The sequence below is a fragment of the Kitasatospora sp. NPDC056800 genome, from assembly GCF_042789775.1.
Lineage (GTDB): Bacteria > Actinomycetota > Actinomycetes > Streptomycetales > Streptomycetaceae > Kitasatospora.
Genome location: NZ_JBHUAL010000096.1, coordinates 20,329 through 33,147 on the forward strand (window position 1 = coordinate 20,329; position 12,819 = coordinate 33,147).

Sequence of the window (12,819 nt, forward strand, 5' to 3'; positions counted from 1 at the left end):
CGGATCAGGCCTCCAGTGCCGGGCGGAGGTCCCACAGGGTGCGCCAGGTGGCGGCGCCCTGCTCGGCGCGACGGCGGACCGGGCCGTCCCAGTAGCCGAGCAGCCGGGCCGCGTCGGACGGCTCGTCCTTGCGGACCACGCCGAGGAGCTGGCCGGGCAGCCGGCCGAGCAGGTCCCCGCCGTCGGGCAGGTAGGCGGCGCTGACGCCGAGCGCGGTGGCGACGGAGACCGCCTCGGCGGTGCTCATCACGGTGGACGGGCGTTCGACGTCCCAGCCTTCGGTGGACCGGCCGCTGCGCAAGTCCCGGAAGGCCGTGACCAGGGCCTCCAGGACGGCGTCGTCCACCGCGTAGGCGGCGCCGGCCCGGGCCACGGCGGCGGTGGACTGGCGGCGGACCAGGTCGACCTCGGCGGCGAGGCTGCCGATCGGGCCGACCGTCTCGAAGTTGAACCGCCGCTTGAGCGCCGCGGACATCTCGCTGACGCCCTTGTCCCGCAGGTTGGCGGTGGCGATCAGGGTGAAGCCGGCCGCGGCGTGCAGTTGGCCGTCCGGGGTGCCGGCCAGTTCGGGGACGGCGATGCGCCGCTCCGAGAGCAGCGAGACCAGCGCGTCCTGCACCTCGGGCAGGCAGCGGGTGACCTCCTCGACCCGGGCGACCGCGCCGGTGGTCATCGCGGTGAGCACCGGCGAGGGCACGAGGGCCTCCCGGCTGGGCCCCTTGGCGAGCAGCAGGGCGTAGTTCCAGCCGTACTTGAGCTGGTCCTCGGTGGTGCCGGCGGTGCCCTGGACGGTGAGCGCGCTGCTGCCGCAGACGGCGGCGGCGAGCAGCTCGGAGAGCATGGACTTGGCGGTGCCGGGCTCGCCGACGAGCAGCAGGCCGCGCTCCCCGGCGAGGGTGACGACGCAGCGTTCGACCAGGGCGCGCTCGCCGACGAACTTCGGCTCGATGACCAGGCCCTTGCGCCCGGCCTTGAGCTTCTCCCCGCCGCTGCCCATCACGAAGGTGACCACGGCGCGCGGGGTCAGGAGCCAGCCGGGCGGGCGCGGGCCGCTGTCGTGGGCGGCCAGGAACTCCAGTTCGGCGGCGTACTTCTCCTCGGGCGGGACGGTCTGCCGGTCGGCCGCAGCGGGGGCGGCGGGGGCGGCGGCACCCTTGGTGGTCTCGGTGGCGGTCATCGGCGGGCCTTCCTGCGCTTGCCGGTCTGGAGCTCTTCGTATCCGGGGGCGTCGCCGTCGACGGTCCGCTGCCAGGCCCGGGCGAACAGCTCGGGGACGGGCAGGGGGACCAGCGCGGGCCGGTGGGTGGGCAGTTCGTAGAGGGCGGCCTTCCACGTCTCGGCGGGCAGGGCGGGCGACTTGGCCTCCTGCCAGCCGCCGGGCAGGAAGAGGCTGCGGCCGGCCCGGGAGCGCTTGGCCTCCAGCACCAGGCCGCTGGCGGCGAGTTCGGCGCGGGCCTTCTTCAGCCGGGCGGGCTTCCAGCCCGTCCAGCGGGCGGCGTTGCGATCGGTCGGGTCGGGCAGGGCGAGCAGTTGGAGGTAGAGCGTGGCCGCGTCCTCGCCCAGGCCGTGGGTGCGGGACACCTCGGCGACCAGCTCGGGGACGGACAGCAGGGGGTTCTGCAGCCAGGCCGGGCCCTCGCCGGGGGCCGGCACCGAGGCGGCGGAGGCGGCCAGTTGCTCCGGCTCACCGCGCAGCACGGCTTCGATGGCGCCCCGCTCGGCGGAGAACCAGTAGCTGCTGGAGAGCCCGTCGAGCAGTTCGAGCAGTGGGTCGTCCGGGCCGGTGAGGGCGGCCGGGCGCAGCCAGATCCGCTCGTAGTCCTCGTGGTACGGCGTCAGGACGAGCGCCGGGCCGCAGTGGACCAGGCCGTCCCGGTCGGCCCCGCCCTCGGCGGGCAGGCCGAAGTGGGTGCGCAGGACGGCGGCCAGCGAGGCGCCCTTGACGGTGCGCACCAGGTCGAGGTCGAGCAGCAGCTCCGGGTCGGCGAGGCGGTCGCGCAGCGCGGCGGCGGCGGTGGGCAGCAGCGGGCGCAGCGGGCTGTCGGCGGGCAGGTGGTAGGCGAGCCAGCGCAGCGCGGCGATGGTGGAGCCGAGCGCGCCGGTCTCGGGGACGGCGGACTCGTCCTCGGGCGTCAGCCGCTGGCCGACCCCGTCCACCTCGGTGAACCGGAAGCCGGTGCGGCCGGCCAGCCACGGGGTGTGGGCGGGGTTGAGCACCGCCTCGACGGTGTCGATGGACACGCCCTGGACGGTGGCCAGGGCCTCCTCGGGGAGGGTGACGAGCCGTCCGAAGCGCCGGATCCACTCCTCGGCGCCGGCGGCGATGTCGGGGCCCTCGGTCCACAGGGTCTTCGGGTCGGCGGGCAGCAGGGCGCCCCAGACGGCGGCGAGGCCATTGTGGTCGTGCCCGCGCAGCCAGGCCCGGGCGGCCTTGAACTCGGCGGCCTTGAGGCCGAGTTCGGTGGGCGCGGAGATGTCCGTCCAGTACAGCAGGCCGGACGGCGGGCTGAGCAGCAGGGCGGAGCGGGCGGTGCCGATGCCGGTGAGCTCGTTGAAGGCCTCCGCCCTGGCCGCGTTCCAGGGGACGAATCCGTGCAGCGCGGCGACCCTCCAGAACTTGGCGACCCAGGCGGCGTCGACCAGTTCCTCGGTGCCGCGCTCCTCGAGGGTGGTGAAGTGCGCGACGGGGCCGAACTCCCCGCTCGGGTCGTGGTCGACGGCGAGCCAGTGCACCCAGCCGTCGGCGACCTGGCGCTGGTGGCCGATGATGACGACGGTGCGCCCGCCGTGCCGCAGCACCTCGCCCTCGCGGGGCGTGACCGGCCGGGGGCCGGTGGCGTTCGGGGCCGGCGGCACCTGCTCGGCGAGGACGATCTCGCGCAGGGTGGCGCCGCGGTCGGCCAACGGGCCCCTGGTCAGCTCACCGAGCAGCAGGACCAGCGAGGAGCGGTGGGCGGGCTCGGTGAACGGCGAGGCCACCGCGTAGGCCAGCGCGTGGATCCGGCCGAGCAGTTGGAGCCAGCCGTAACTGACGCTGCCGTTGTGCAGGGTGACGGTGGCGGGGCTGGTCCAGCCCTCGCCCTCGGCGGCGGGCGGGGCGGCCAGCACGGCGGTGACGGCGCGCAGGTTGTTGAGCACCCGGCAGCGCTCCTCGGAGCCCCAGTTGTTGCCGAAGCCGCCGATCTCGGGCAGCACGGCGCGCACGGCGTCGCGCAGTTCGTGGTCACGGCCGTGCTCGGGCCGCCACTCGGCGTTCTTCGCCTTGCCGGGGCGCTCGGCCTCCGGCTGCGGGACGAACCGGGCGACCCGGTCCAGCAGGTCGGCGGCGGTACGGGCGAGCCCGGCGACGCCGGCCAGCAGCCGCGGGTGGGCGATGCCGGGCAGGATCGCGCCGACCTCCGGGACGGGCAGGGTGCGCGAGGTGCGCCGGGCGAGCGGGCGGCGCACGCCCTGGACGGTGAGCCAGCACTGTTCGCCGGCCGGGACCGGTTCGGTGTCGACCGGCCAGGCGGCGTCGACCAGCCGGGCGGCCTGCTCGGCGGTGACGGCGCGCAGTGCCTCCGAGCCCGCTTCGTCACGCGGGCGCAGGGCGTGCCAGTGCGGGTAGGGCGGGATGAGCGGGGTGCCTGCGGCGGAGAGCTCACCGGAGCGGCCGGGGCGCAGGTCGACGGTGCGGTCGGCCTGGCCGGTGAGGTCGGGCAGGTTGAGCGAGAAGTGCTCGCCGGAGGTGTGGCTGACCACCGGGGCGGCCGCGCCGGGCAGGGCGAGCCGGGCCACCGGGACGGTGTCCGTCCGGTGACCGGCCAGCGGCAGCTCGATGCGGTGACCGTCGGCCGTGAAGGTGGTGACGGCCTTGCCGGGCTCCGTCCTGACCCAGTTGCCGAGCACGGTGCCGTCGGTACCGAGCGGGGTCCGCTCCAGGCCGGGCTGGAGCGGCAGCAGCCAGGTGCTGCGCTGGACCAGCCGGCCGGCGTGGGCGGTGGCGGCGATCACCGGCGGTTCGGCGGTGCGCCCCAGGGTGCCGGTGGCCGGGTCGAGTTCGCGCAGGACGGCCTCGCCCTCAGCGGTGCGGCGCATCGTCCAGTAGCCGGTGCCGTCGCCGAGGACGGGGTGCTCGTGGGGCATCCGGGTGTCGCCGGCGTGCAGCGGGCGCTCGCCGGTGGTGCGGCCGCCGCCGGGCAGTTGGAGGGAGGGCGCCTCGGGCTCGCGGTCGCGGTAGTAGTAGCCAGCGATGGTCTCGCCCTCGAGCTCGAACCGCTCGTCCGGGCGGCTGGACCAGTACGCGAGCTGCTTGCCCTCCTCGGACCAGACGACCAGCAGTTCGCCGTCGACGAAGCGCAGCCTGGTCCGGTTGCGCTCGTGCGACGGCCGCTCGGGCAGCCGCAGGGTGTGCTCCAGCACGATGCCCTGCGGGCCGACCACGACGGCCCGGTCGAGGCGGGCGAGGATCAGGTGCGGCCAGGCGTCCTCGATGAGCAGGTCGCTCAGGCCGGCGCCGGCCAGGCTGGGGACGGGGTGCTGCGGGGCGTCGTCGGCGGGCGGGTCGGCGAGCTTGCCGAGCGCCTCCTCCAGGGCGGGCCAGCCGAGTTCGTCCAGGATTCCGGCCCGGAGGGCGTCGGTGAGCAGCGCGGTGACGTCGAGGGCGGCGATCCGCTCGGCGACGGCCGGGGCGACCGTCCGGATGGCGGTGTGGTACTGGCCGATCGACCGGACCAGGTCGGCGGCGCCGGCCAGGCCGCGGGCGGCGGTCAGCTCCTCGGCGCGCTCCTCGGCCCACTCCGCGAACAGCTCGTTCAGCAGCGGCACGGCGGGCGCCTGGCGCCGGACGGCCGTCTCCCAGGCGGGCGGGGTGGCCCGGCGCAGCAGCGACCGGTAGCGCTCGTCGGCGCCGACGGCGGTGAGGGCGGAGCTGTCGGGGCCGCTCTGCGCCGCCCAGTCGCGCAGGTCGAAGCCGAGGCCGCCGGGCGGGTCGGCCACCGGCACGCCCGCGGCCAGCAGCAGGTCCAGCAGGTCGATCCGGGTGTGGCTGGCGCGGATGCCGGTGTGGAGGTCCACCGGGACGGCGTCGGCCTTCAGCCGCTCGACCATCCGGCCGGCCAGCGCGAGGGTGGCCGGGCAGCTGGGGCGGTTGCGCCAGCCGCGGCCGTGGTGGTGGCACCAGCGCTGGAGCCAGGCGGCGGCGGGCTCGGCGCCCTCGGCGCGGGGGCCGGTGAGCAGTTCCTCGGCGCCGGTCTCGGCGAGCACCGCCAGCCAGGCGGTGTCGTGCGGGGCCGGGTCGGCGGAGGCCGGGTCGGGCAGCAGTTCCAGCAGTCGGGTGCGGACCGCCGTGTCGTCGCGGCCGAGCTCGACCAGCGCGCCGTGCCAGGACTTCCAGAACGCGGCGGGCGCCCGGTTGACCGCCGGGGAGTCCAGCAGCTCGGCGAGCAGCGCCCGTTCGTGCTCGGTGCGGTCCAGTCCGGCGGCCTTGACCAGGGCACGGGCGTCCTCGGCGATCCCGGCGTACGGGGCCATGCCGGCCGCGGAGCGCTCGGTGCACAGCTGGCGGAAGCGCTGCCAGGCGGTCAGCGGGTCGAGCCGCTGGGCGAGCTCCTTGACGTACTGGCGCAGCGACTTGACGGTGAGCGCGCCGGCCAGGGCGAACTCCAGGAAGACGGCGCGCAGCCGCTCCTCGTCCACCGTCAGGCCGTGGGTGCGCTCGGCCTCGCGGGCCTTGCCGAACCAGGCGGCGGCGTAGGTCTGGTTGCCGTGGCCGAGGAAGATCCGGCCGACCTCCTCGCAGAAGGTGGGCAGGAAGTGCGGGACGGCGCGGCCGAGGCGGGTGGCGAGCTCGTCGAAGCCGTCCTTGGCGGCGCCGGGCTTGGAGGCGGCCTGGCGGGCGATCCGCTCCAGCTCCTTGACCAGGGCGAGCGCGTGGTGGCCGTTGGCCGGGTCGTGGACCAGTGCCCAGGCGGGGAAGCCGAGCGCCTCCTGGCGGACCTGGCCGACCTCGGCGGCCCCGGCCTCCGGCGCCAGGCCGAGGAAGTCGAGGGCGAGGTCCTCGGCCGGGCCGAGCGCGCCGGGGACGAGCCGGACGATCCGGCGGCCGTCGAGCGCGGGGTGGGTGTAGGTGCGGGCGGTGAGCACGTCGGCGGCGCTGTCGGGGCGGCCGGCGTCGGGCAGGGTGCCGGACGGGAGCACGGCTCCGGCGTCGAGCAGTTCTTCGGGCGTCGCGGCGCGGTCGGCGCCGTTGCCGCCCGGGTTGGTGGTGGTCGTGGTCAGGCCGGTGGCGGTCATGCGGCTTCCTCCCCCTGGATCGTGCGGCCGGCGTACAGGGCGGCGGCCATCCGCATGCCCTCGGACCAGGCGACCGGTCCGACCTCGGTGAGCGGCAGGGCCCGGCCGTCCGGGCCGGCCCAGCTGAGCGCGCCCGTCTCGCACGCGTCGTACTCGTAGTAGTCGCCGACCCAGACCCGGGCCTCGACGGTGCGCCCGCCCTCGGTGACCGACTGGACGGCGGAGCCGCCGCGGACCCGGCAGCCGAGCCGGTTGCAGCGCCCGACCAGTTCGCGCAGCTCCCGGTAGCGGCCGCCGGCGTAGGTGGTGACCTCGGTGCCGGCCGACCCGTCGGCGGGCCGGTGCCAGACCTCGCGGTAGAGCTGCTGGACGCGCTGGGAGACGCCGAGCTCGACGGCGAACTCGCGCAGCTCGTCGAGGTCTTCGAGCAGGACGGGGTGCGGTATCAGCACCTCGCCGCCGGTGAGGCGCACGGTGTCGCCGTCCAGGTCGACCAGGCCGAGGCCGCGCTCGGCGTCGGCGCCGCGCAGGAAGCCGGCCACGGAGCCGTCCACGGCGGTGACCACGAGGTCCTTCAGGACGCCCTGCCAGGCCTCGTCCGGCCACACGGCGGTGAGCACCGCGGCGGGCACCGGCAGCGAGCGGACCATCCAGCGCTCGACGTCCTCCAGGCAGCCCCGCTCGTGCGCGGCCAGCCACTCGGCGAGCTGCTTGAGCTGGACGACCACGCGGTCGTCACCGAGCTTCGACGGCAGGGACTTGAGGTCTCGGCCCGCCGCGTTGCGGCACGCCACCCTGCCCTCCCCGTCGAGCGCCACGCGGTACCCTCCCGCGTCCGTCTCCACCCATGCCACGGCCGTACTCCTCCCACCGGGAAACACCTGTCGATCGCCTGCTGACCAGCGATGCGAGGAACGTAGCGAGGCCCACTGACAACGCGACCGGCGGGGTGAACTCCGGCCGTGACATGCAGACTTCAAACCACTCGAACGGGTGATCGAAGAGACGAAAAAGGCGGGGCGGCTGCCCCCACGCAGCCGCCCCGCCCGTCCTTCCGCCCCGCCCGTCCCCCGGCTCCGGCCGCCCCCTCCGCCCCAGCGTCCCGGCGACCCCACCGCCGCCCCGTCAGCCCAGCGGCGCCCGGGGCACGATGACCGGCGCGCCGTCGCCCGGCGCCGCGAGCACATGGCTGTCGATGTCGTACAGCGCCCGCACCAGCGGGGCGTCCACCACCTCGCGCGGCGGCCCGCAGGCCACCACCGCGCCGTCCCGCAGCGCGACCAGCAGGTCCGCGTACCGGGCGGCCGCCGCGAGGTCGTGCAGCACCATGACCACCGTCCGCCCGCCCGCCGCGACCCGGCGGACCAGCTCCAGCACCTCCACCGCGTGCCCGAGGTCGAGCGCGCTGGTCGGCTCGTCGAGCAGCACCACCGGGGTGTCCTGGGCGAGCACCATGGCCAGCCAGCAGCGCTGGCGCTGGCCGCCGGAGAGCCGGTCGAGCCGGCGGTCGGCCAGCTCCTCCACGCCGGTGGCGCGCAGGGCCTCGGCGGTCAGCCGCTCGTCCTCCGCCGACCACTGCCGGAAGAGCCCCTGGTGCGGGTGGCGGCCGTAGCGGACGAGTCCGGCGACGGTCACCGCCTCCGGGGCCTGCGGGCTCTGCGGCAGCAGCGCGACCCGGTGGGCGGCCTGGCGCGGGCGCAGCCGCCACACGTCCTCGCCGCCGACCAGGACCCGCCCGCCGTCCGGCCGGTGCAGCCGCGCGACGGACCGCAGCAGGGTGGACTTCCCGCAGCCGTTCGGGCCGACCACCGCCACCACCCGGCCGGCCGGGACGGTGAGGTCGACGCCGCCGAGCACCGGGCGCCCCGGCCCGTAGCCGGCGCTGAGTCCCTGGATCGTCAACTCCATGGCAGCTCCCCCTCGACCGACGCCCGCTCAGCTGCCGCCGAGCGCCTTGGCGAGGTCGCCGATGACGACGTCCGCGGCGAGCGGGCCGCCCCGGGTGGACCAGACCGAGCCGTCCACGGTGACGGCGTGGTTGTTCTTCACCGCGCCCAGCTCCTGGTACGCGGGCTTGGACTGGACGTCCTTGAGCGCGGTCTTACCGTCGTCGGTCAGGGTGGAGAGGAACAGCCAGTCGCCGTCGATCTCGTTGAGCTTCTCCAGGCTGAGCGCCGGGCTGTGGGCGTTGCCGTCCTTGTCCTGCGCGGCCGGGCGGGTCAGGCCCATGTCCAGGGCGACGCCGCTGGCGAACTGCTTCTTCTCCATCCAGCTCGGGCCGGTGGGGTTCCAGCGGACGATGGAGACGGCGGCGCCCTTGTTCTTGCCGAGCTCGCCGCCCGCCTTGGCGGCCTTGGCCTCGTAGTCGCCGATCACCTTGTTGGCCTGGTCGAGCTTGTTGACGGCGTTGCCGATGCCCCGGAAGGCGAGCTTCCAGTCGTCGGTGGGCGCCATGGTGACCAGCGTGGCGGGGGTGATCTCGCGCAGCTGCTTGAGCACCTGCTCGTCCTGCATGTCGCCGGCCAGGATCAGGTCGGGCTTGGCGGCGATCACCTTGTCCATCACGGGCTGGAGCAGGTTCCCGACCACCGGGACGCCCTGCACCTTGTCCTTGAGGTACGCGGGCGGCTCGGCCAGCCCCTGGCCGTTGGTGATGCCGGCCGGCTTGACGCCGAGGGCGAGCACCGCGTCCAGGTCCTCCTGGGTGAGGGTGACGATCCGCTTGGGCTCGGCGGGGACCTCGACGGCCTTGCCGGTGGCGTCCTTGACGGTGCGCTTGCCGGTGTCGCCGCCCTTTCCGCCGCCCGCCGCGTCGGCCGCCGGGGAGGCGGCCGCGGACGAACCCGAGGAGGAGCCGGAGGAGCCGCAGCCGGTGAGCAGGAGCGCGGCCGCCCCGGTGACGGCCAGCGCCTGGGCCGCACGGCGGCGGACGGGGCTGAGCGGGCGACGGGCGAACGGCATGGGTGCCTCCGGGCAACGGTGGTACGGGAGTTGAGCAGCGTCCGGGTCGTTCGGCGGGGCGGAGGGGCCCCGTGGGACGGACTCGACCATTAGGTTAGCCTTACCTTATGACATTGTCGCAAGCCGGCGTCACCAAGGCGCCCCCCGCCACCGCGCCGGAGCTCCGACGGCCCGGGAGCCGCCCGGAGGGGCCCGGGGGCCGCCCGGAGGGCACCCGCCCCACCTGGCCGGCCGTCACGGCGGCGGTGGTGCTCCTGCTCGCCCTGGCCGCGCTCTCGCTGTCGGTCGGCGCCGGCGAGGTCGGCCCCGGCCGGGTGCTGGACTACCTGCTGAACCACGACGGCGCCCGCGCCGACGGCCGACTGGCCCTGGTCGTCGGCGACCTGCGACTGCCGCGCACCCTCACCGCGCTGCTGGTCGGCGCGGCGCTCGGCGTCGCCGGGGCGCAGCTGCAGTCCGTCACCCGCAACCCGCTGGCCGAGACCGGCCTGCTCGGCGTCAACGCCGGCGCCTCGCTGGGCGTCGTGCTCGGCATCGCCGTACTCGGCGTCCAGAGCTCCTACGGCTACCTCGCCTTCGCCTTCGGCGGCGCCGTGCTCGCCAGCGCGCTGGTGCTGCTGATCGCGGGCAGCCGGGGCGGCGGCTCGCCGATGCGGCTGGTGCTGGGCGGCTCCGCGGTCGGCGCCACCTTCGGCGGGCTCACCGGCGTGCTGATCGTCAACTCGCCCGAGGCCTACGACCGTTACCGGGTCTGGGTGCTCGGCTCACTGGCCGGGGTGGAGGGCTGGAGCACACTCGCCCGGCTCACCCCCGTCCTCGGCGCCGGCTTCCTGCTCGCCGCGCTCACCACTCGGCCGCTCACCGCCCTGGCGCTCGGCGACGACCTGGCCCGCGGCCTCGGCCACCGCCCCGGCGCCACCCGGGCCGCGGTCGCCGTCGCGGTCACCCTGTTGACCGCCTCCGCGGTCGCCCTGGCCGGGCCGGTGTCCTTCCTCGGCCTGCTGGCCGGCTTCCTCGCCCGGTCCCTCGCCGGTCCGCGGATCGGCCGACTCACCCTGCTCGCCGGACTGTTCGGCGCGGCCGTGCTGACCGGCGCCGACGTGCTGGCCCGGGTGGTGGCCAGGCCGTACGAGGCGCCGGTGTCGGTGATCGTCGCCCTCGTCGGCGCCCCGGCCCTGATCGCCATCGTCCGCTCCCGGCGCTCCGCCGCGCTCGCCCTCAGCGACCCGGCCGAGGCCACCCCGCCGGCCGGACGGCGGGCCGAACCGCCCGCCCCGAAGCCTGACCTGGCACTGCGGTACGGCACCTGGTCGCTGCTGCTCCCCCGCCGGGCGCTGGCCGCCTCGCTCGGCCTGGCCGCCGCCCTGCTCGCCGCCGTGGTGGTCGCCGCCCACGCCGGGCAGAGCGAACTCGACCTCGGCCGCACCTTCCAGGCCGTGTTCGGCTATGGCGACCGCCTCGACGTGCTGCTGGTGCAGAAGTTCCGACTCGGCCGGATCGTCGCCGCCCTCGCCGCCGGGGCCGCGCTCGGCCTGGCCGGCTGCCTGACCCAGACCCTCGCCCGCAACCGCCTGGCCACCCCCGAACTCCTCGGCGTCAACGACGGCGCGACCGCGGCCGTGCTGATCTCGGCCACCGCCTCCGGCACCTTCGGCGCCTGGTGGGCCGGACCGCTCGGCGCGCTGGCCGCCGTCCTGGTGGTCACCCTGGTCTCCGGCGGGCTCGGCGCGCGCGGCTACCGGGTGCTGGTCGTCGGCCTCGCGATGTCCGCGCTGGCCTCGGCGGTGATCCAGGTCGCGCTGGCCCGCCGCTCGCTCAACTCGGCCGGATCGCTGTACGTTTGGACCTCCGGCAGCCTCAACGGCCGGGACCTCGCGATCGCCACGCCCGTCCTGGTCGGGCTGGCCGTACTGGTGCCGCTCGCCCTGGTGGCGGCCCGGCGCCTGGCGGTGCTGCGCTTCGACGACAGCGTCGCCTCGGCGCTCGGCGTCGACCCGGGCCGGGTGCGGCTCGCCTGCCTGCTGCTGGCCGTCGCCCTGGCCGGGCTGGCGGTCGGCGTCTGCGGGCCGGTCGGCTTCGTGGCACTGGCCGCGCCGGTGGTCGCCGGGCGGCTGGCCGGACCCGCACGGGTGCCGGTGCTCGGCTCGGCCCTCACCGGCGCCCTGCTCGTCGTCCTCGCGGACACCCTGGGACGGGTGCTGCTCGGCGGGGTGGAGATCCCCGTCGGCATCGTCACCACCGTCCTCGGCGGCCCGTTCCTGCTCTGGGTGCTGCTCAGCCGCAAGGGCAGCCCCGCGTGACCACCCCTGGAGAACCCACCGTGGAAGCCCCGCCCGTCGTCGCCCTCGACCCCGACGACCCCGCCTACCGCCTGGTCACCTTCACCCACCGGGAGGCCGACTGCGACGGCGTGCTCGCCCTGCTGCACACCGTCACCGACAAGGACCGCCACGCCGGGGACCTGACACCGCACCTGATGGCGCGTCAGGCCGACGGAAGCTGGTCGATCACCTACCGGCTGCGCGAGGACCACCGCGCCTCCTACCAGCTGTACCCCTTCCGGGGCGAGGCCCCCGGCACCACCCGCGCCGACTGGCTGCGCGTCCTGGACCGGGCCCGCCCCGACCCGTACGACACCGAACCCCGGCTTCCCGCCCGCGACGGCCGGCACCCCTCCTCCGTGCTCAGCCTGCCCGCCGCGCCCGCGCAGCCGTACGTGGCGCGGCGCGAGGGCGTGCCACGCGGGCGGACGGTCGCGCACACGGCGGCCGGCCGGCGGGTGGACGTCCACCTCCCGGCCGGGCACCGCGCGGACGGCGGACCGTACCCGGTCGCGGTGCTGCTGGACGGCGAGATGTGGGGCGGGGTGCTGTCCGTCGGCGACACCCTCGACAACCTGGCGGCGGACGGCGCGATCCCGCCGACCGTCGCCCTGCTCGTGCACACCATGGGCCCGCAGCGGCCGGACGACCTGAGCTGCAACCCGGCCTTCGTCGACCTCCTCGCCGACCGCCTCCTCCCCTGGGCCGCAACGGAGTTCGGCGCGAGCACCGACCCCGCCGACACCGTGGTCGCGGGCCAGAGCGCGGGCGGCCTCACCGCCGCCTACGCGGCCTACCGCCGCCCGGAGCGCTTCGGCAACGCGCTCTCCCAGTCCGGCTCCTTCTGGTGGCCCGACGAGACCGAGTTCGACGTCGGCAGCGAGTGGCTGACCCGCCGCCTCGCCGCCGAACAGCGGCGCCCGGCCCGCTTCTGGATCGAGGTCGGGCTCCAGGAGTGGATGCTGCTCGCCCAGAACCGCCACCTGCGCGACGTCCTCACCGCCCGCGGCTACGACCTCGCCTACCGCGAGTTCAACGGCGGCCACGACTACGCCTGTTGGCGCGGCGGCCTGGCCGACGGGCTCGCCCACCTGCTGGGCGGCCGGTGACCTGCGGACCAGCCGGTCCGCGGGCGGTCGGCGGCGGTCCGGGACCTCACCCCTGATCGCCGCCGGCGGTCGCGGTCGGGATCCGGGAACGGCGTCACCGTCTTCTTCCGGGGTCCACGATCGGGTAGAGCGGGAAGCCCATCCGCGGGTAGTCG

Annotated in this window: 7 protein-coding genes; 2 read left to right on the forward strand and 5 right to left on the reverse strand. The window is 76.1% G+C overall.

Annotation, left to right across the window (positions count from 1 at the left end):
* Nucleotides 1-4: 4 nt before the first annotated feature.
* The 5 genes from ACFRQN_RS21510 to ACFRQN_RS21530 all read right to left on the reverse strand — a co-directional run bounded on the left by ACFRQN_RS21510 (nucleotide 5) and on the right by ACFRQN_RS21530 (nucleotide 9,234).
* The gene (locus ACFRQN_RS21510; RefSeq protein ID WP_380741561.1) at nucleotides 5-1,177 is read right to left on the reverse strand and encodes an AAA family ATPase; all 1,173 of its coding nucleotides are present in this window, start codon (nucleotides 1,175-1,177) and stop codon (nucleotides 5-7) included.
* Nucleotides 1,174-6,273 carry a hypothetical protein gene (locus ACFRQN_RS21515; RefSeq protein ID WP_380741562.1) on the reverse strand — a complete coding sequence of 1,700 codons (5,100 nt, stop codon included), beginning with the start codon at nucleotides 6,271-6,273 and terminating at the stop codon, nucleotides 1,174-1,176. The genes ACFRQN_RS21510 and ACFRQN_RS21515 overlap by 4 nt, the downstream gene beginning before the upstream one ends.
* Nucleotides 6,270-7,127 (reverse strand): DUF4132 domain-containing protein, encoded by an 858-nt coding sequence (locus ACFRQN_RS21520; RefSeq protein WP_380741563.1) that lies wholly within the window; start codon nucleotides 7,125-7,127, stop codon nucleotides 6,270-6,272. The genes ACFRQN_RS21515 and ACFRQN_RS21520 overlap by 4 nt, the downstream gene beginning before the upstream one ends.
* A 271-nt stretch (nucleotides 7,128-7,398) precedes the next feature.
* Nucleotides 7,399-8,181 (reverse strand): ABC transporter ATP-binding protein, encoded by a 783-nt coding sequence (locus ACFRQN_RS21525; RefSeq protein WP_049658517.1) that lies wholly within the window; start codon nucleotides 8,179-8,181, stop codon nucleotides 7,399-7,401.
* A gap of 27 nt (nucleotides 8,182-8,208) precedes the next feature.
* Nucleotides 8,209-9,234 carry an ABC transporter substrate-binding protein gene (locus ACFRQN_RS21530; RefSeq protein ID WP_380741564.1) on the reverse strand — a complete coding sequence of 342 codons (1,026 nt, stop codon included), beginning with the start codon at nucleotides 9,232-9,234 and terminating at the stop codon, nucleotides 8,209-8,211.
* A 107-nt stretch (nucleotides 9,235-9,341) separates the two neighbouring features.
* On the opposite strand from ACFRQN_RS21530, the gene fhuB reads away from it, so the two are divergent.
* Entirely contained in the window at nucleotides 9,342-11,534 is a 2,193-nt protein-coding gene (gene fhuB / locus ACFRQN_RS21535) for a Fe(3+)-hydroxamate ABC transporter permease FhuB (protein ID WP_380741565.1), read from the forward strand.
* 20 nt (nucleotides 11,535-11,554) lie between these two features.
* Nucleotides 11,555-12,664 (forward strand): enterochelin esterase, encoded by a 1,110-nt coding sequence (fes, locus tag ACFRQN_RS21540; RefSeq protein ID WP_380741566.1) that lies wholly within the window; start codon nucleotides 11,555-11,557, stop codon nucleotides 12,662-12,664.
* The last annotated feature ends 155 nt before the right edge of the window (nucleotides 12,665-12,819 follow it).

Bases quoted from the DNA above. Each gene is read 5' to 3' on its own strand.
- ACFRQN_RS21510 (WP_380741561.1), bottom strand. From the start codon at position 1,177: ATGACCGCCACCGAGACCACCAAGGGTGCCGCCGCCCCCGCCGCCCCC.
- ACFRQN_RS21515 (WP_380741562.1), bottom strand. From the start codon at position 6,273: ATGACCGCCACCGGCCTGACCACGACCACCACCAACCCGGGCGGCAAC.
- ACFRQN_RS21525 (WP_049658517.1), bottom strand. From the start codon at position 8,181: ATGGAGTTGACGATCCAGGGACTCAGCGCCGGCTACGGGCCGGGGCGC.
- ACFRQN_RS21530 (WP_380741564.1), bottom strand. From the start codon at position 9,234: ATGCCGTTCGCCCGTCGCCCGCTCAGCCCCGTCCGCCGCCGTGCGGCC.
- fhuB (WP_380741565.1), top strand. From the start codon at position 9,342: ATGACATTGTCGCAAGCCGGCGTCACCAAGGCGCCCCCCGCCACCGCG.